This window comes from Advenella sp. FME57, from assembly GCF_014897675.1.
GTDB lineage: Bacteria > Pseudomonadota > Gammaproteobacteria > Burkholderiales > Burkholderiaceae_B > Advenella.
On record NZ_JABUXU010000010.1, the window covers coordinates 37442 to 57085 of the forward strand.

Annotated in this window: 18 protein-coding genes and 2 pseudogenes; 13 read left to right on the plus strand and 7 right to left on the minus strand. The window is 51.6% G+C overall.

Annotated features, from left to right (window positions below; translation table 11 throughout):
- The first annotated feature begins 220 nt into the window (after positions 1–220).
- The 9 genes and pseudogenes from INT32_RS12790 to INT32_RS12830 all read left to right on the plus strand — a co-directional run.
- Entirely contained in the window at positions 221–1192 is a 972-nt protein-coding gene (locus INT32_RS12790) for a tripartite tricarboxylate transporter substrate binding protein (protein WP_226816995.1), read from the plus strand.
- A 24-nt stretch (positions 1193–1216) separates the two neighbouring features.
- On the plus strand, positions 1217–2404 hold the full coding sequence (locus INT32_RS12795; protein ID WP_193089126.1) for an acyl-CoA dehydrogenase family protein: 1188 nt from the start codon (positions 1217–1219) through the stop codon (positions 2402–2404).
- A 17-nt stretch (positions 2405–2421) separates the two neighbouring features.
- The gene (locus INT32_RS12800; RefSeq protein ID WP_193089127.1) at positions 2422–3144 is read left to right on the plus strand and encodes an SDR family oxidoreductase; all 723 of its coding nucleotides are present in this window, start codon (positions 2422–2424) and stop codon (positions 3142–3144) included.
- A 22-nt stretch (positions 3145–3166) separates the two neighbouring features.
- Entirely contained in the window at positions 3167–4210 is a 1044-nt protein-coding gene (locus INT32_RS12805) for a cyclase family protein (protein ID WP_193089128.1), read from the plus strand.
- 13 nt (positions 4211–4223) lie between these two features.
- Positions 4224–5810 carry an AMP-binding protein gene (locus INT32_RS12810; RefSeq protein ID WP_226816997.1) on the plus strand — a complete coding sequence of 529 codons (1587 nt, stop codon included), beginning with the start codon at positions 4224–4226 and terminating at the stop codon, positions 5808–5810.
- Between the two features lie 62 nt (positions 5811–5872).
- Entirely contained in the window at positions 5873–6631 is a 759-nt protein-coding gene (locus INT32_RS12815; RefSeq protein ID WP_193089130.1) for a GntR family transcriptional regulator, read from the plus strand.
- Between the two features lie 1622 nt (positions 6632–8253).
- Positions 8254–8811, plus strand: a complete 558-nt coding sequence (locus INT32_RS12820; RefSeq protein WP_193089131.1) for a MarR family winged helix-turn-helix transcriptional regulator — start codon at positions 8254–8256, stop codon at positions 8809–8811.
- Positions 8812–8963: 152 nt separating this feature from the next.
- Positions 8964–9788, plus strand: coding sequence for an alpha/beta fold hydrolase (locus INT32_RS12825; RefSeq protein WP_193089132.1), 825 nt, complete (start codon positions 8964–8966; stop codon positions 9786–9788).
- Between the two features lie 290 nt (positions 9789–10078).
- Positions 10079–10525 (plus strand): annotated as a pseudogene (locus INT32_RS12830) (recombinase family protein); the annotation flags it as partial.
- 232 nt (positions 10526–10757) lie between these two features.
- On the opposite strand, the gene INT32_RS12835 reads toward INT32_RS12830, so the two are convergent.
- From INT32_RS12835 to INT32_RS12860, 6 genes are read right to left on the minus strand one after another with little or no spacing between them, the layout of a single operon-like run.
- Positions 10758–11753 (minus strand): tripartite tricarboxylate transporter substrate binding protein, encoded by a 996-nt coding sequence (locus tag INT32_RS12835; protein ID WP_193089133.1) that lies wholly within the window; start codon positions 11751–11753, stop codon positions 10758–10760.
- A gap of 60 nt (positions 11754–11813) precedes the next feature.
- Positions 11814–12359, minus strand: a complete 546-nt coding sequence (locus INT32_RS12840; protein WP_193089134.1) for a flavin reductase family protein — start codon at positions 12357–12359, stop codon at positions 11814–11816.
- A gap of 31 nt (positions 12360–12390) precedes the next feature.
- The gene (locus INT32_RS12845) at positions 12391–13191 is read right to left on the minus strand and encodes an aspartate/glutamate racemase family protein (protein ID WP_193089135.1); all 801 of its coding nucleotides are present in this window, start codon (positions 13189–13191) and stop codon (positions 12391–12393) included.
- Positions 13192–13194: 3 nt separating this feature from the next.
- Complete coding sequence (locus INT32_RS12850; protein WP_193089136.1) at positions 13195–14103, minus strand: polysaccharide deacetylase family protein; 909 nt, start codon at positions 14101–14103, stop codon at positions 13195–13197.
- A gap of 25 nt (positions 14104–14128) precedes the next feature.
- Complete coding sequence (locus INT32_RS12855) at positions 14129–14827, minus strand: isochorismatase family protein (protein ID WP_193089137.1); 699 nt, start codon at positions 14825–14827, stop codon at positions 14129–14131.
- Positions 14824–16341 carry a 4-hydroxyphenylacetate 3-hydroxylase family protein gene (locus INT32_RS12860; protein WP_193089138.1) on the minus strand — a complete coding sequence of 506 codons (1518 nt, stop codon included), beginning with the start codon at positions 16339–16341 and terminating at the stop codon, positions 14824–14826. The genes INT32_RS12855 and INT32_RS12860 overlap by 4 nt, the downstream gene beginning before the upstream one ends.
- Positions 16342–16420: 79 nt before the next feature.
- On the opposite strand from INT32_RS12860, the pseudogene INT32_RS12865 reads away from it, so the two are divergent.
- The 4 genes and pseudogenes from INT32_RS12865 to INT32_RS12880 all read left to right on the plus strand — a co-directional run.
- A pseudogene (locus tag INT32_RS12865) lies at positions 16421–16618 on the plus strand (EamA family transporter); the annotation flags it as partial.
- Between the two features lie 70 nt (positions 16619–16688).
- On the plus strand, positions 16689–17126 hold the full coding sequence (locus tag INT32_RS12870) for an acetyltransferase (protein WP_193089139.1): 438 nt from the start codon (positions 16689–16691) through the stop codon (positions 17124–17126).
- 580 nt (positions 17127–17706) lie between these two features.
- Complete coding sequence (locus INT32_RS12875; RefSeq protein ID WP_193089140.1) at positions 17707–18336, plus strand: cysteine hydrolase family protein; 630 nt, start codon at positions 17707–17709, stop codon at positions 18334–18336.
- Positions 18337–18387: 51 nt separating this feature from the next.
- A complete protein-coding gene (locus INT32_RS12880; protein ID WP_193089141.1) occupies positions 18388–18852 on the plus strand; it encodes a GNAT family N-acetyltransferase in 465 nt (154 codons plus the stop codon).
- A 121-nt stretch (positions 18853–18973) separates the two neighbouring features.
- Here INT32_RS12880 and INT32_RS12885 read toward each other — a convergent pair whose 3' ends face one another.
- Positions 18974–19588: a LysE family transporter gene (locus tag INT32_RS12885; RefSeq protein ID WP_193089142.1), complete on the minus strand. Its 615-nt coding sequence runs from the start codon at positions 19586–19588 to the stop codon at positions 18974–18976.
- Positions 19589–19644: the final 56 nt, after the last annotated feature.

The window sequence follows — 19644 nt, forward strand, 5'->3', positions numbered from 1 at the left end:
TCATTGTCAGCTGTAATCGTGACGGTCTTTCACTTCAAGCATTCACGCCACGCACATAAGTTGTGCATAAAGCACTGGGTCATTGCAAAAATCCAGAATTAGGGTTAATACCATCTATATTTCTATACGTCTAGACGTATAGACTATAAATACATTAAGCCATTTAGTAGTTGGCCTTTGCAGAATCGTTATATAGAAACGATCAAAATTGGAGACTTTTATGAAAAAGAACGTGGTTATAGTCGCTGCGGCAAACATGCTTGCCCTTACCGGCCTGTTGTTTACGCCTGCCGCCTCAGGCGCAGGCAAGAACGATACCTACCCCGATAAACCGATTCAGCTCGTCGTCGGGTACGGCGCCGGGGGCGGCACGGACATGTGTTTTCGCGCGCTGGCGCAGGGCGCGGCAGAAAAGCTGGGTCAATCCATTGTCGTGGAAAACAAGCCCGGGGCCGGCTCCTCGCTGTCGATCTCTTACATCGCACGGCAAAAGCCGGACGGTTATACGTTGGCAGCCCTGTCTACCGGTGCAGTCCTGAATCAGTTTCTCGTAAAAAATATTTCATATGATGTAGGCAAGGATTTGACGCCCATTGCGATGATGGCGCAATATCAGGTCGGCGTTCTGGTGCGGGCTGATTCTCCCTATCACAATGTTGCGGACCTGATCGCTGCAGCGAAGAAAAAATCCATGACCTATAGCACCGCAGGGGTGGGCACGCCACAGCACCTGGCAATGGAAAAACTGGGTGGAATAACCGGCGGGCAGTGGATTCATACGCCTTATAAAAGCGGTATCGAAGCGTCCACCGGACTGATGCGTGGCGATGTCGATTTCATGACGCAGACGGCCGAATGGGCGCCATATGTGCGTGACAAGCGCTTGCGTCTGCTCGCCGTTTTTACCAACAAGCGCATAGACGAGTTCAACCAGGCGCCAACGATGCAGGAGGCCGGGTTCGATATTGTTGCTCCTAGCATTTTCGGGCTGGTAGGCCCCAAGGGGATGGATCCGGCCATCGTCCGCAAACTCGATGATGCGTTTCATCATGCGATGTCCACCAGCACATTCAAAAATTGCGCAAATCAGTTCGGGCTCATGATCGACTATCGCAACGCAAGCGACTTTGCCCGCCATATTGACAATACCGCAGTTCAATGGGGTCCTGCAGCGGCAGAGCTCAAGAAATAATTTACCTTATCAGACCGACGCGCAATGATTAAAAACGATATGCTTGACTGGCCATTTTTTGATGAATCTCACCGGGTGCTCGGTGAAACGCTTGACCGCTGGTGTCAGGATAACCTACAGGCGCTCGGGCACGACGACGAGTTTTCTGCCTGCCGCGAACGCGTAGCCGCTTTAGGCAAGGCCGGCTGGCTTAAATATTGTGTGCCTGCAGGAGAAAATGGCGTGTGGGGCGGGGCCAGGCAGGATCTGGACTCCCGGTCCTTATGCATTTTGCGTGAAACGCTGGCGCAATACGATGCCCTAGCCGATTTTGCGTTTGCCATGCAGGGACTGGGGTCAGGTGCGATCAGCTTGGGCGGGAGTCGCGCCATCCAGGATGCCTATCTACCTAAAGTGAGTAGCGGGCAGGCGATTGCAGCGTTTGCCTTGTCGGAACCGCAGGCGGGGTCCGATGTGGCCGCGCTGTCGTGTCGGGCCGATGCCGATGGCAACGAGTATGTCTTAACGGGTCGTAAAACGTGGATATCCAATGGCGGTATTGCGGATTTTTACACGGTATTTGCACGGACGGGTCAGGGATTGGGCGCTCGCGGGATCACCGCGTTCGTCGTGGATGCCGATACGCCTGGCCTGCATATTGAAGAAAATATCCGCACGATCTCTCCACATCCGCTGGCGACGCTGCGTTTTGATCAATGTCGGATTCCTGCGGATCGCATGCTTGGTAATCTGAACGAAGGGTTCAAACTGGCCATGCGTACGCTGGATATTTTTCGCAGCTCGGTAGCTGCGGCGGCCAATGGTTTCGCGCGTCGTGCGTTGCAAGAGGCATTGACCTATGCTGGTGAGCGAAAAATGTTCAATCAGGCTCTGCTGGATTTCCAGCTCACGCAATCATATCTGGGCGAGATGGCAACTGAAATTGACAAAGCTGCATTGCTCACTTATCGCGCTGCGTGGTTACGAGATGTGCAGGGCGTCAGAACCACCAAGGAAACCGCGATGGCGAAAATGGCGGCGACCGAATCTGCGCAATGGGTGATTGATCGGGCGGTACAGATGCTGGGTGCCCGCGGCGTGGTCAGTGGTAGTCCGGTTGAACGGCTCTATCGTGATATACGGGCCCTGCGTATTTACGAAGGGGCAACGGAGGTTCAAAAGCTGATCATTGCGCGTGAGTTGATCAAGCAGCAGCAAACCGAAACAATATGAATCGATATGGAAAAATGATGACTGAACAGAAAAAAGTCCTGGTCACAGGCGCAAGCAAAGGGATTGGTCGTGCGATCTGTCACCGTTTGCTCGACGATGGGTATGCCGTGACGGGCATTGCGCGTACCAAACCGTCTGACTGGCACGAAGAAGCAGCGTTTCACCAGGTCGATCTGTCTGACCGCGCCCAGTTGTCAGCCGTACTGGAAAAGCTGGCGCAAGAGCGCGCCTTTTACGGGCTGGTCAACAATGTGGGTATCGTGCCAATCGGCGCGATCGAAAGTGTGAACATGGCAGAGCTGCAGGTGGCCGTGCAACTGAATATCGAAGTGGCGATTGCGTGTACACAGGCCCTGCTGCCCGGTATGCGAAACCTGGGCGCAGGGCGTATTGTGAATATCAGCTCGCGTGCGGCGCTGGGCAAGCAGAATCGCACGATTTACAGTCTGACCAAGGCTGGCATGATTGGCATGACCCGCACCTGGGCGCTTGAGTTGGCCGGCGCGGGCGTTACCGTTAACGCCATCGCACCAGGCCCGATTGCCACGGAGTTCTTTAACAGCGCGAACACTGCTGACGATGCGGCGACTCAGAAACTGCTGGCGGCCATTCCTGTGGGGCATATAGGCAAACCCCAGGATGTCGCGCATGCAGTCGCTTATTTTATTGACGAGCGCTGCAGTTTTGTCACTGGGCAGACGCATTACGTTTGCGGCGGTGTGACAATTGGCGCCGCGTAAAAACATATTACAGGAGAAGGAAATGCAACGATGGAAAAAGCGGCCGGATGGCTCGAACTGGGGCGAGTTCGGCTCAGATGATCAATTGGGACGCGTCAATTTACTGACGTCCGAGCAGGTGCTCAAAGGCGTAAAGGAAGTGCAGCATGGCAAGGTTTTTTGCCTGTCTCTGCCGCTGGATATGCCAGGCGGCATGGTCCTGAATCCCAGACGCAAACCGCCCCAATTGGCCGCGACCGAGAATGATGGCGTTCCGTACATGAACTTTTCCATGGAGAATCTGGACGCAAGCGCCATCGATATCCTGAGCGATGATCAGGTCACGCTGTCGTTGCAATATTCCACTCAATGGGATGCGCTTGCGCATGTGGGTGCCCAGTTCGATGTAGACGGCACTGGCGCGTTGAGAAAAACGTACTATAACGGCTACCGCGGCGGCGAAGACATCCTGGATGCCGGTCATACCCATGACCACGACGATGGCGAAGGCGAGTGCAATCACGGTATGGGCGCGTTAAAGCTGGGCGTAGAGAACTTTGCGGTCCAGGGCATGCAGGGGCGCGGCGTGATGGTGGACTTTGTCAGGCATTATGGCCATGGCCGTACCCTGATCGGCTATGAACAATTGATGGCTGTGCTTGAAAAGGATGGAATCAAGATCGAACAGGGGGACATGCTGGTGCTGCGGACCGGCTTTGCGGAAACTGTCATGGAGATGGCCGGCAATCCTGATGCGCAGGCGTTGCACGAGGCCGGCGCCGTACTCAATGGTGCAGATTCACGGCTGCTGCAATGGATAACGGATAACGGCATTGCATGTATTTGCGCAGACAATTATGCTGTCGAAGCGTACCCCGCCTTGAGCGAGGGTGAGAAAAAATCATTGCTGCCATTGCATCATCATTGCCTGTTCAAGCTTGGACTGCCACTTGCTGAGCTATGGTATCTGAAGGATCTGGCGATATGGCTGCAAGAGCAGAATCGCTATCGCTTCCTGTTGACCGCGCCGCCATTGCGTTTGCCTGGCGCAGTCGGCTCTCCGGTGACCCCCATCGCGACGGTGTAGCATGACAACGCAAATGAAGACGTTCCATCAGCTGCTGGACCAACACCTGCGTGTGCGTCCCTCTTCAACTGTGTTATATGATGTAGACAAAGCGTTCAGCCTTCAGGATCTTCATGAAGAGGCCGACCGGGTTGCGCGGCTACTGGCGGCAAACGGCGCGCAGCCAGGAGAGCGCCTGGCGCTTTGGTTACCGACATGCAGCGCCTGGCTGTCGGTGTTCTACGCCTGCGCGCGTCTGGGCATCACGGTGATTGCAATGAACACCCGGTTTCGCAGTCGCGAGGTGGCCGATCTTCTGGCTCGCGGGGAATGCCGCTGGCTCGTGCTCTGGCCCGAATTCAAGGGTCTGGATTTTGGCGGAATTCTGAAGGAAGTGGATACCGGTATTCTCGATACGCTCAAGGGCATTGTGGCCGTGGGCGACGCGCCCAGGCCAGATTGGCTGGGCGCGCCTGCGTGGCTGGATTATTCGGTTGAGCCTGGTCAGGTCAGTCTTCCGGAACCCCCTGAAGGCACGGCGCCTGCTCTGGTCTATACGACCTCTGGAACAACCTCGCTGCCCAAACTCGTTTGGCATGACCAACAGACGCTGCTTGGTCACGGCTGCGAGGTGGCCAGGCGTTTCGATATCACTGCCCGGGACGTTTTGCTACTGGGGGCGCCGTTGTGCGGCGCATTCGGTTTCTCCAGCGCATTGGGCGCCATGTTCGCCGGGGCCGCCATGGTGTCCTCACCGGTTCTGGATCCCAAAGAATGCACGGAGCAAATCAGGCAATTCAAGGTCACGCATACCTTTGCGAACAATGAATTGCTGAACCGGATTCTGGATTACGCGCAGCAGGCCGATGGCGATAATCCACTGATGACCTTAAAACTTGCCGGCTTTGCCAGTTTTGCGCCTTCCTTGGGTGATTTTCCGACCCGGGCGCAAAGTATGGGGATGACACTGGTCGGACTTTACGGCTCCAGCGAGATGCAGGCGCTGGTGGCCTCACAAGAGGCCGACGCCTCGTTAGCGCAGCGGCAGTTGCCGGGTGGACGACTAACCAGTCGTGACGCTCGGGTACGGGCCCGCGATACGCATTCAGGCCAAGTGCTGGCGCACGGTCAATTAGGCGAAATTGAAATCAAGGCGCCCAGCATGATGCGTGGTTATCTGAATAACCCCGAGGCGACGCACGAGGCGATCGACAGCGACGGTTATTTTCGCACGGGCGACCTGGGCTACACCCTGAACGACCAGCATTTCATCTTTCAGGCCAGGAAGGGAGATTATTTGCGACTGGGCGGTTTTCTGGTGAATCCACAGGAAGTGCAGGACTATATTGAATCGCTGGATGGCGTCAAATCCTGCCAGGTAGTTGGTGCCAGCTTGCAGGGTAAGGCAGTGCCAGTGGCGTTTGTCATTGCGCATGAAGGGTCAAACCTGTCGGAGGCCGAGATCATTGCGCTTAGCCGACATCAGCTTGCGGGTTTCAAAGTACCGAAGAAAGTTGTGTTCGTGACGGCCTTTCCTGTGGTCCAAAGCGCGAATTCCAATAAAATACAGCGAGGTGAACTGCAGAAGCAAGCACAGCAACTCCTGGATACGCAGGCCTGACGGCGGCCGATCCGCAGACGCCACGGTCAACCCGCGTCTGCGGCCTCCTTTCTTACCGGACTATGACAGATAAATCTTCCAATTACGCCGTACTGAGCCGTAGCAAGCAGCCCATCTATCTTCAACTGGCCACTGAATTCAGACGCAGTATCGACGTCGGGCTATGGCATGTGGGTGAGCAGATCCCGCCTTTGGAAGAGCTCATGCGTACCTATGAAGTCTCTCGCATGACGATACGCAATGCTTTGGAGATTCTTGAGGCGGAACAACTGATCACAAGGAGTCGGGGCAAGGGCACTTTCGTGCAGCGTCGTCCGCCCCAGGTCAGTGAACTGCAGTTGCCCACTACCTGGCAGGAAGCCGTGGCACTGAGCGATGTGCTGGGCACGCACAGCATTACAGAGTCTGAAGGGACGATCACGCAATTGCCGGATATGGGCATGCAATGTCGCGCGCAGCCGGCCCAGTCCTATAAATATCTGTGTCGGCTGCATAGCCGGAACAACGTGCCGTATTGTTATAGTGAAGTCTATGTCGATATGGCGCTCTTTCAGCAATATGAAGATAATTTTCTGAGCCATGCGGCCGCGTCGGTCATCGCCCGTATTCCTGGATTGCACGTCGATGAATCCCGGCAAAGCCTGGCGATTATCAATGCCGGATTCGTTTCTGCCAATGCATTGCAACTGGCGGCCGGCGACAGCGTCGCCGAGGTAAAGCGTCTGGCCTGCGCCAATGAAGTAATTATTTACTATGCCCGGTTGGAGTTTCCCACCCGGTATGTCAAGCTTGAGCTGGATTTGCTCGCTGGCGAGCGCTGATTTTTATTGTCTTTTTGGTGCGTTTGCCAGGGTTGTCAATCTAGCGGAACGTGGGGCGAGCGACGTTCGCTCCAGACGATTCTCTACAATCGCGGATAAAGAGCGTTTTTTGTGTGGATTTTGGGTAATCTTGCACCCGATTCGCACTCGCGACAAAAAATCCTGTATTGAAAAAAATCAGCAGCGCTTAGATTATTCTCGAGTAAAGGATATTTCAATACACGCCTGGAAGAGGTCGCCATGTGTGCGAGGTTGACCAAGCGGGATTGGTTTCGGTGGTTGTCCGGCGGGCGCTGTTATGTTGGAAAATACCTCCAGTATTGGGCTAAAAGCTGGGATCACTCTAGAGTATAGGATTTTCTAGGAATTTCACTATGATGCCCCGAGGCCAGAATCGAACCGGCACGCCTTGCGGCGGAGAATTTTGAGTTTGCGTTTTAAGGGGTTAGTATAGGAAAACGTAGCGAAGCTGAGCGTAGATGGAAGCAGGTAAAAAATAATTACTAATCAATGGTATAGCGTAATTTCACGAAGTTGTTAAGAATTGATGTGTGTACCTATACTGTATTGAGTTTTGGTACAGCATTTAAAACCCGAACGGGTGATCGTACTTTGCCACAAAAGCTGTGGAAAATTGAGTTCTAACTTCTGAAGGTCAGTTCAATTCCAGGATGCTTTATTGAGACAGTTTCAAACGTTCAATACGTATCGATCCGTTCATTTTTCGAATCTAAATGCATCCCAATGTAGGCTCTCTTTAACGCTAAATGATCCTTGCGGGTGAGAGCAAGTTTGCATAAGAGGATAGACCAGTCAAAACTATCTACTCTCAAACCCCTTTCAGGGATGACCGAAACTGGCCTTGCGGGGCAATCGCCGGAAACGATGAAGGCACTCAGGCCTGGTATTTGTCAGTCGAGGGAAAAGGGGGACGGGCAAGAGACTTGTATCTGATCAAACCCGCCTTGGAAATACTACAACACTAGCTGATAGCACTGGAGCTAGGGCCAGATTCTAGGTTGAGTGACGCTGATGAGCCGCTGATTGAGTACAAATAGTGGGAAGATAAAGAACAGGATGGGGAAGGGCGGGTTGAGAGATATCCTCTTTACCATACGGTGATCTATATGGATATTAAGCGGTTTTTAGCGGAGCTGGTGTAGGAAATCGAGGGCAAAGCTCCGTTCGATGCACGAGCGCTGAAAGCCATTACGCCACATTGGTGGGGCGGCGATAGCAAAGGATCGATAACTTCTCCCTCATTGTAGCGCTCACCGCCATAAAAGCATCCTTCAGCGGAAATGCTATTTATGTGTTGCCTAAAACAAAATACTCCGGAGAGCGTACACCAGGGCGGTGCTCAGGAAGGGTTCTCACGTTGCGCCAACAATACATAGCATGTCCATGTTGGGCCGGTCAATTAAATTGGACTATCTAATTAAGTTAAGCAAAAATGAGATAATAACGGATTTATCGTGACCGAAACCTATACAATCTGAGCGCATAACATCATCAAATTCTCAGCGATCACGATAGACCGGAATCAGCGGCCATCCTCACTGGAGTATGCAGTTAGTATACTGATGCAAACTTTACTCGGACACATTCAAGGTACAACGCCCATGACACGGATTAAGAAGGATTCCCACAACCTGACAACGCTTCCTCTTACCGCCTCCCAGCCTTCGCTGCTGCCAGATGGGTCAGACCAGGTATTACGGCACTTGACTCTGGGCTTCGCTGTTCTGGGGTGGCAGCTTATCGACATTCGAGCCTCTTTCGGGAAATTACTCCATCTCTCACCATTTCAGTATGTGGCTCTTCAGGCAATTGCGCGTATTGACAACAACGAACCTTGGACCACTCGATTTCTAGCAAAGCATTTTCGGGTAACAAACGCATACGTAAGTATGGAGATTCGTCCGCTCGTTCAGCAAGGCTTGATAAGCAGTCTAGCCAATCCTGACGATAAAAGAGTGAAGTTGCTCTCCGTTACACCGAAAGGCAATTCCTTATTGACAAAGCTGGCCCCGATACAACAGCAAGTAAATGATCGCTTATTTTCCCAATTTAACGAAGCTCGCCTTCTCGAGCAGTGCCGCACTATCGAGCGGATGATCGAAGATGCGGAGCGAGCAAAGAAGCACCTGCAAGATGTCTTGTCCAATCGCGGCTTTTAGCATCCATCTATAAACTAAATCTAACTTCAGAAAAAATCTTGAGAAAAGGCATTGACAACAACAGAGTCATTAATTATAGTTAAGTTACTTACTTAATATATTTATGATATGAATCTGAGAATGTATTATTAAAAACACTAGGAAGAGATGGCATGTCAAACGACCAAACACGGATCATATCTCGAAGGGAATGGATGTTGACAACGGGAAGCGGGCTCGCGCTGTCATTAGTACCACTAAGTGGCGTACAGGCGACTTCAGTATCCGACAGAGGAAAATTCTCGCGACCGGATATCTTACTCGTCCACGGAGCTTGGCATGGAGGGTGGTGTTATCGGCGTGTCGCCGACATTCTTACCGGGCTCGGTCATCGCGTTTTTGCACCGACCCTCACGGGCTTGGCTGATAGATCTCATTTGCTCACCACAAATGTTACGTTGACGACGCACATTCAGGATATCGTGAATCTGGTACGCTGGGAAGAACTCGATAAGTTCATTTTGGTTGGCCATTCCTATGGCGGTATGGTTATCTCGGGCGCAACGGAGCAGATAGGTGCAAACAAAATTCAGTCACTGGTGTTTCTAGACGCCTTTCTTCCCAAAAATGGACAAAGCCTGGTCGATCAATCAGACGTATCTCGACAAATGGTGAAGAATAACCCGACAGCCTTGTTGGAGCCTATTCCAGCAGCGGTTTTTCAAGTTAACGAAGCAGACAGAGAATGGGTGGATCGGCAATGTACTCCACAACCTCTCAAGACTTTCACAGAAGCCCTCACGCTATCAGATATTCGGGATAAAGTGAGTAAGAAACTATATGTTAGGGCAGCCAACTACGAGCAACCGGCATTTGATTCGTTTTTCGATATGGCGAAATCGGATCCTCGATGGTCCGCACATCATCTGCAGTGTGGACATGATGTAATGCTCGACATGCCAGAAGAAGTGGCTAAGCTCATCAGCTCAAGCGCTTGACCAATGCTTCTCGGTATGAACGACGTTGTATCGCCTGGGTCGCCTAGAGCGGCCCGATCAACACCGCTCTGTGGTATCGCATGACTTCCTCGGGCGAAGTAACGTAGGATGCCGAAGTAGGGATGACCTCAGCAAACGGAAAATAAAACACGCAGCGTCTCGGCGGCCGAGTTTAGCCAGCGCTACTTCGTGGGAAGACAGATGATCTGCGCCCGCCAAACAATGCGAAGGAACTGCGGATAGCAAATATATGCTATCCGCAAATGCATCAGATTACCCATAGACCATAGCTCGATGCAATGCTGGCGTTTGTGCATGAAGGTGATACGGTCATAGTGCATAGAATGGATCGCCTGACGCGAAACCTTAACGATTTGCGCCGGCTTGTCCAGTTGCCAACTAAACGTGGTGTGCGTATTGAGTATGTCAAGGAAAGTCTGATCTTTACTGGTGAAGATTTACCGATGGAAAATCTATTGTTATCGGTGATGGGCGTGTTTGCCGAGTTCGAGCGGGCACTGATCCGCGAGTGACAACGGGAGGGTATTGCTCTGACAAAACGCGGCGCCTATCGTGGCCGCCAAAAGTCTATATCATCTGAACAAGTGATCGTCCTGCTTCCTGGGATTGCGTCTGGTGAGAAACAATCAGTGCAGGCCGATGAGTATGGTATTAGTAGGAGAGCGAAGTACCAATATCTTCGGGCTGCTCAACGTCTCACACTGACAAATAAATAATGACATGGTAAAGCGTGCCCAGGTAGTTCAAGCCGTTCCGGAAGTGCATATTCCGTCGCCGAATAAACCAAATGCCGTATTACTACCTTCTGCGGTAATAGAAGACGCCGCTGCTTTGTAGACTTTCACAATGGCTATTTGCTCATAATTGATGGAGCGACGTGAACAATGATGGTCGTGACCGATGCGAGAGAGGGCAGATTTCCGTCCTGCCCTCTATAATATAGTGTTGTTAGCGAGTGATTTGAATGCCGGCTTCCCGAATTAGCTTGCCTATATTCTGATTATCATTTTTTACGAAATCCGTAAACTCCTTTGGCGTAAAGGTGCCAGGATCTACACCCAGTTCTGTTAACCGCTTTTTGCGTTGTGGATCCTTAAGCGCAGTCCGTATTGACTCATTCAATTTTTTCACAATGCCGGGTGGTGTGCCGGCGGGGGAAAATACGCCGAACCAGGATTGCATCTCATAGCCATCCACGCCCGCTTCTTGAAAGGTAGGGACGTCAGGTAAGAGGGGGTCGCGTGTCGAACTGGTTACAGCGAGTGGGCGCAGCTTCCCTGCATGGATGTGCGGAATCACCGAAATCGTGTTGGCAAACATTGCCTGAACTTCTTCACCAATCACGGCGGTCGTCGCTGGTGCGGAACCTTTGTACGGAACCGAAACAATCTTGGCGCCCGATTTGATTTTGTACAGCTCTGCTGCAAGACTCATGGATGTTCCGACACCCGCATGTGAAAAGTTTAAGCCACCGGGATTGTTGAAGGCGTGTTTTGTGAAGTTACCTAGCGTTTTTGGCGGAAACGCGGTCGGCACAACCAGCACGTTGTTAACTGTACCGATCAGGGCGACAGGAATGAAGTCTGCCATTGGATCGTAAGATAGATCGGATATTAGATAAGGATTAGCTGAGATGCTGCCTTGACTCCCGATCAGTAGTGTATACCCGTCCCCAGGTGCGCGGGCGACAAGTGAGCTGCCCACACTTGCACTTCCACCGGGCTTGTTTAATACAATGACTGGTTGATCGAGGTTCGGACTTAGGGCTTCCGAAATTATCCGCGCAAGCACGTCGTTTGTTCCTCCTGCAGCAAACGGCACCACGATTTCTATTGGCTTTGAGGGATAGGTCTCTGTGGCGGCAACGGAGCTAGTTATTGGGATCATGCCAACTGTTATCGCGATGATAAATGGGCCGACTGAATACTTTATCAATGAATTCATGTTTGTCTCCTCGATGGGTAATGAATAGACCGAAGGTCATTCAAATGTTTTCTCGTGCTGCTATGCGTCAGATTCAATATAAGTACCTCGACAATAGATGAGAGGGTGCGGAGCATGGCCTTGGAACGAATTAATTTTGCAAAGATGAATCGTATGGTCCCCACCATAGTAGTGATCGATAATTTCGCAGATGAAGGTTGCCGCGCAGTCTTCCAGTACGGGAGTTCCACACTGTGCAAGGCTGTAGCTGATCCCCGCGAATTTATCGACATCCGGCCGGGAAAATTGCGCCGCAAGGCGTCGCTGCTCGGCGGACAAAACATTGATGACAATCGTTTTCGCTTTGAGAAACCCTGAATGGCTGGGTGCTGTATTCACCTGGCTCCATAGCACTAGAGGTGGGTCAAGTGAGACCGATGCAAAAGAATTGACGGTAACCCCAAGTGGTGACCCTTCCGGGTTCAATGCAGTGACAACTGTCACCCCTGTGGCAAAAGATGCTAGCGTGTTACGTAACTGCTTTTGTTGTTCCTGATTCAGCAGAGATTCCGTGTCGTTGGGTTTGAACGGCGCTCGCGGCTTTGAAACAGTGTCTGAAATAATCATGTCTAAGTTCCTCGATATTGCAAATGAGTTGCTACAGCAACGACGTTCGCTCGCTCCAGCCACCAATCAGTGTTTCTCCGGCTTCCGTCCGCGGACGAGGGTACGGGGAGCAGGCTATCTCAAGCATTGCCCATGCAAGGCAAAGATTCGATGAGATGACAGGTTTGCCTGACAGTTCAGCGATGGCTGGAATCGCGCGCAGCGTGGGCATTCCCGTGCCTGACAAAAGAATTGCGTCCGCTCTGTTTGTCGCTAGAGAATTTGTCGCTTCCAGAATCATTTCGGTATTCAATTTATAAACATTACGCGTATCTTCCGCCTCGAGCATTGTTCGTACAGAGCCAATGACCGTGAGCCCGCACTTTTCCCAATGTGCATGGCTAATGTCAACCAACCATTGGGGGTATGGCGCGATTAATGCAATTTTTGAAACTCCGAGATGTTTCAGTGCAGAGAGAATGGCTTCTGCAGAAGTGATGATAGGGTATCCGTACTGCCGTGAAAACTCATCTATTCGACGCCGCTCCTCATCCCGCCCCAAAAGGTAGGTACTTCCTGTGCATGCGTAACCGACCACATCGAGCTTGGCGGTGTCGAATGCGTTCAGACTCGCGGCAAGATTGTGCATGTAATCCACCAGTCTGCTTTTTGAATCGACTCGGCTTCCTTGGAGTCGCGTTGTCAGTACACCGATCTGATCAGGCATCAATGCGGAAATCTCCGGTTCGACAATTGGATTGGCCTGTGGCACTGCAATACCAAACAGCCCCTGCTTGCTGTACTCTCTTTCGGGATGGCGACTTATGTTTTGCGCAGTATCAATGACATGCATTTGTTATCTCCCATCACCAGGTACGGTACCTTTAGGAAGATCGCTCACGTATTGCGCGATTTCACCTGGAGTGGTAAGCCATATCGAATCGCGATTATTATTGATGTGTTCCAGCACTGTCCTTAGCTGGTGGATGCGATGTGGATGCCCAGTCATGAACGTATGTAACGACACGCAGTAAACCATAGGGAATGATTTTGATTCGTGTAGCTGTTCATCAAATGCATTTATCATCATTCGGGTGAAGTCGGTGTCGCTGGAACCCCTATTGATATATGCGGGAAGGTCATTTAATTCCATCGACGGATACGGAACCGCCAAAATCGGTCCCTTACCGGTCTTGAACCACATCGGCTGTTCATCAAAAAACCAGTCGAGCATGTATGTAAAGCCCAGTTCCTTCAGTAGTTCGGGCGTATTGGCGCTTTGCGAAATAAAAGGTCCGAGCCAGCCCTTGGGAGCCACACCCTCCGCTGAATTCATTTGATTGACAACCTGAACGATCATTTCTCGCTCCTGTGTTTCCGACATATCGATCTGCCGTTCTGAGTTGGTTCGACCGTGTCCTACGAATTCATCTCCACGTTCACGAAATGCATCAAGAACTCGGGGGTAAACGTCATACACGGATGAGTTGGCGAGGATAGCCAGCGGTATTTCCAGGTCGTCAAAGAGTTTTTTAATGCGCCAGACCCCTACCCGGTTTCCATAATCACGATAGGCATAACCTCGATGGTAGGGCGCTGAAGGGGACGAGGTAAAGTCGTTTCCGGGATTCAGACCAAATTCAAAGGCTTCAATATTCAGTGCGAAGTAGACGGCAAGTCTTGTGCCATTTTCCCAATCGTAAGTCGGTCGATCGACGATAGCAGAATATGGATAGCGGTCTAGTTTTGTATCAAATTTTTTCATGATTGCTCCTAGTTAATTATCAGTTTCATTTGGGAGATACGGATATTTCTCGCAAACGTTTTAAGAGCTCGTTCGCCGGAAGTACCTCAGCATACTTTTGGGACATATCGAAGAGATTGACGACATGGGACACCTCTCCTCTGTCATAGACGCAATCTTCAGGAACAATTACGTGGTAGTTATAGGAGAAGCCATCTACGACGCTGGCGCGTATACATCCAGAAGTCGTGCAGCCAACCATGAGTAAAGTGTCGACACCTAAATTCACCAGATGGCTGGCCAAGGACGTGCCGAAGAAGGCGCTGGGATGATGTTTCGGAATTAGAATGTCTCCCTCTATTGGAGCCAGATCGCCAAAGAACTCATAGCCACGAAGCGGTATATCCATCATGGTCGGGACTTTTTCCGTCAATCGACCTCTGTCGTATAATTTCTTTGGCGCAACGTGCGGATAAAGGACGGGCCAGTTCTTACTCCGAAACAGGGATAACAATGGCTTAACCTGATCAGCAGCAGCCCAGGCGGCGTCGCCACATGATGTGGGAAACTCTTTCATCGCTTCCGCAATTGGGACACGAGCTGTGCCCGTCGTTCTGTATTGCATATCGATAATGAGAAGTGCCGGATGCTTTCCCATTCCGCCGGAGCCGCCAAATCCTGCGGTGGCATATGCAGCTTTATCAGCATTTGTAATCAAGTCATCCCAAGGCCGTTTAATATTCATCTCGTAATTCCTCTGGGTGTCAAACCGCCAGTATTAGCGGGTTCAACTATTTCTAATGGATTCAAAGAAGTGGTATGGTCATATGTCGCCATGAAGTCTTCGACTATTGCGTCGAACTTCTTCCAGGGAGCTTGTCGGAGGCTATAAGCTCGTACGACAAACGATGGGCCGGCGTAGAAGTTCTCATATTGGAGATGGCGGCTTGCAAATTCAGAGCCGAGCATGTCCCACGCTAGCTTGTAAAGCTTCATACGGTCTAACGCGGTTTCATGGTCTGTGGACCAAAACTCTTCAAAGATGGCATTCAGAGACTCATCATGTATTACCGAAACGTTCGCGGGCATTTGGAAAACGGAGCCACCCATGAGCTCCCGTACCGCGGTGCACAACGAGACGTAGTTTTCTTGGCACCAATTCAAGGTTGCGTACATGTATCTACGATTGGGCAACACAAGTCCTTCGCCAATCTCTTCAAATGCGAGGATTTGCCCCGCTATCATTGCGGCGAGACTAGCTTCATACGCAGCAAGGCGACCTAACGTATCTTGGACGGCGGGAATGTTGCGGACGCCACCCGATTGACAAATTTTGTTCGCAAGCCCGAGGATGAATTGCAACTTCGACCAAAATCTGACGTTCGATTGATGGTTACCGAAACAATGACCCGCGGTATCAACGTATATGGACCTACTTAGCTCTATATGACCCAGGGTGAAGATACGGTTCCAAGGAACCTTTACTTGATCGCAGAACAGCATCATGTCCGATTCGTCGAAGCGGGATGACAAAGGGTTATCAAATGCGCTTTCCGCCATCGCCTCCATGGACTTTCGGGACCATAGGCTAATCCCCGGTGTAGCGACAGGCAGTGCACATGTTATTGCCTCCTTTTCTCGACCTGGAGCTAGAGCTGATAGGTTACCAATCCAGACTTCGTCGACAAAGGCGCCACCTGTCGCGAGCATTTTCATGCCATGGATGGTTACCCCAGACTCATCGGACGCGATTACCTGCAATGATGGGGAGTCAAATAAATGTTCCTTAGCATCAGAGCTCCAGTTTTTGGCGCCAGCGGGAGGATGAACCGCGTATGTTACATACAGATCATTATCGCGAAGGTAACGATAATAAGCTTCAATGTTTTGTCGAAACCCGTGGTCTGAAAGGTCAAAAATATCAGGCTTCAGAGTCATCCCCGTGACGAAGGACGAAACATGGTCAGGCGAACGGCCCAATAATCCATAGCTGAAATCCGCCAGTAACTTGTGCCCGTTGCTCCGGAACTTCAGGTCTTCGATATTTCGGGGCTGCATGTAGTAGAAGCTATATCTCTGACCATTCTCTTCAAAAGACATTCCTGGCGTTGTTCGCTTGTAATCAAAAAGTTTGGCATATGTGCCAGCGGCATTGCGAAATGCGGGATGTTTCGTTACGTCAGTGACAAGCTCGCCTCCAATATAAACTCGCCGTCCGTCGCGTAATGATTTTAAATATTCTTCACCCGTTCGTAGCATTGCATACCTCATATAGTTAAGTAAGTGACTTAACTATATTTGATGGCTGTTTTGTTGTCAATACCTTTTCTCAAGGTTTGTGGTGTCATCACTCCTTTTCCTTAGTCCGTTAACCGCTGTATTGCTTGGATGGCTCTTTCTCGACCAAACACTGACCTTGCTTCAGATCGCCGGTCTTGTGTTCATCATTGGCAGCATCTGGTTGAGTCAACGCGCCAATCGTCAGCCCTCAAATAAGGCTATTTCGCTTGAGCCTGAGTCAAGTGGACGAACTTAACTCATGATTTTTTGACAGGGGCCGCAAAGCAAGGGTATTCTGAAAATCTGGTTAATCAAGGGTTCAAGTAATGAAGATCGAGAGTGCAGGAAACAAAGAGCATCAGCAGCTTATCGAAATCTGGGAGTCCTCGGTCCGGGCGACGCACAATTTTTTGGCCGAGCGCGACCTCGTTGAACTGAAGCCGCTTATCCTGAATCAGTATTTCAAGGCCGTTGACCTGAGCGTTGCCAGGAACGGCGAGGGGGAACTATTGGGGTTTTGCGGCGTGAGCGATGGCAATATTGAGATGCTGTTCGTTGCGCCGGAAGCGCGCGGCAAAGGCATCGGGGCGTCGCTTGCCCGGCATGCGATAAGCGCTCGAGGTGCCACAAGGGTGGATGTAAATGAGCAGAACGAGCAGGCGCTGGGGTTTTATGAGCATCTGGGCTTTGCGGTGATTGGGCGTTCCCCCCTTGACGGTCAGGGCAAGCCTTATCCGTTGCTGCATATGCGGCTTAGCGCATGAGATACCATCACTCTGTACGGTAGCCACGGCAACCAAGCCTTGGATGCCCAGCTCGAGGATCGAGATACGCGCCAAACACGCCGCTCAACCACTGAATCCAGATGCCCAAAAGGTGACTTTGTCCCTGGAAAAACGGATCCCGGGCGAAGTGCTTGAACTTGGCCAAAGGGACACGAAATGGCAACCATAGCAAAATCACGCTGGCTCGCCAAAGCGCGACTCGCCCCTCGCGATGCAGACGGGTCGCTGGATGCGCAAGACTCGCCACACTGGAAGGCTGCACTTATCGACGCGGCGGAAGCGCTGCTTACCGAAATTGGCATGCATCCGGGAATTGCGGGATCTGTGGGAGCTGAAGGACGGAGTCAGCAGTCTAACGCGAGATCTGTAACGTTAGGGGGCTCTCATTGCAAGAAATCTAGTACTATTCAAATGCGACGAACGACTTTTAGTTGAGGCAAGTGTTTGCGGCTTGCCGAGACGAGACGGAAGAAACGTCCGTTGTACGACCACCTTACGGACAAGGACAAATAGCGCTGACTTTTGCGCAGTGTAAAGTCTGCGATTTTTTACGACACGCATGAAGATTTCCAGCCCGATCTCGACCGATACAGTTGATGCTTTGATCGTAGTCGATGTTCAGAACGCTTTCGTTTCTGGACCTGAAGCTGTGCCGGAACATAAGCAGCTCATTTCTATGGTCGGCTATGTGCTTAGCCAGGCCAGGTCCGCCAACGCGCCCGTGATCTTCCTCCAGAATGATGGTCCGGCCGGCGCCGTCGATGAGCCGTACCAACCAGGATGGGCGCTATTGTTCCCTCCGCAACCTGGCGACAAGATCGTGCGGAAGAAAAACGATAACGGGTTTGACGGAACGAGCCTACATGCCATCCTCACCGGTCTGGACATACGAACGGTCGCGATATGCGGCTTGCTTTCGGAAATGTGCGTTGCGGCGACCGCGCGGGCAGCCATGGAACATGGTTATGGCGTTCTGCTGCCGCACGATGCGCATGCAACTTACGACGTTCCCGCCGGTCCAGGATCAGAGGGCGTGCCTGCAGCGATGGCGGCGCGGGCGGCTGAATGGTCGCTTGGCGACGAGATCAAAATCTGTGCGTCGGCGCATGAAGTTCAGTTCGCGGCAAGTCATTTCGAATCCGAGCAAAATCCCAGCAAAGTGTCTGAAAATTCTACTTGGGATTCCTGATTAATGTACCGTAATCACATGTATCATGCTTACTAAGCGCCAGGCGGCACCATGCACTTACTCATAGATTTGGCATCGTCTGAGGAAAAATCGCAGCTGAGGACGCTCCTTGCCGACTGCCTGTCGGAGTTAAGCCGCTACGGCACCGTCGACTATGCCTATCCCTACTTTGACACCTATTGGGATCACAAAGAACGCCGCTGGCCTTATCTGATACGTCAACGCAACCAAATTGTTGGCTTCTCTCTTGTGAATACCTGGTCTCCATCTGGGAACGGGACCGACTTCGCAATCGCCGAATTCTATATCGTACCCGATGCGAGGGGGTGTGGAATTGGACACAATGCTGCAAAAAACATTTTCCTGATGCACACCGGCATATGGGAGCTTAGCGTTATGTCGTTGAACGCACCGGCTCAAAGATTTTGGCCGAAAGCCATTGCCGCGGCTCAAGTAAGTACGCTGGAGCGAATGCAGGGCGATGGCGAGATGATCTATCGTTTCACGACTGGATAGGATGGACAGAGACGAGGACAAATGATTTGTCTCGCACGGCGCCAAACCATCTTTGGTCTGGTTGACGCTGCACTCACTGACGCGACATAAGCGCAAGCGGTCAGAACTCGGCACAAGCCCGTTATACGACCATGTTGAATGCCAGCGCAACGATGAGTCCTCCCGAGATAAACGCCGTAACAGTTCTCCCGCGGTCACTCGTGAGTTTACGGCCGAGTGTAGCGCCTCCGCCTGCCAAAAGAAGCTGCCAACTGGCGGAGGCAACAACGATCGCGGCGATATAGGCTGTAGCGTGTGACGGGGCCATCTCGCGCGTCGCCTGTTCTCCAAGGACCAGCGACACAAAATAGATCGCGGGCCAGGGGTTAAGTGCCGTCAGACAAAAGAATGTGAAATAGGCGCGCCGGCAGGTTATGCGAACCGATGCCGCAGATGACGTGCGTTCCTCTTTATGTACCGTAGCCATCACAATATGGGCTGCCATCACAATAAGGACGATAGCGGCCATCCACCGCAAGGGTTGCGAATAAGGCTGAATGGCAATGGCAAGCGCGCTCCCACCAGTCACCGCCGCTATGGCATATAAACCGTCTACTGTGACGGCACCCATTGCTGCTGCGGCACCGACACGAAAAGACGACCGTGCGGTCATGTCGACCATTAGCACCGCTACCGCGCCCAGGGGCACGGCGAGTCCGTATCCCGCCCAAAGGCCAGCGACAATTTTCTCAATCATAAATGAAATCCATGTTCGATTTGAATCTTTGAAAAAGACAGTTTTACACATACATT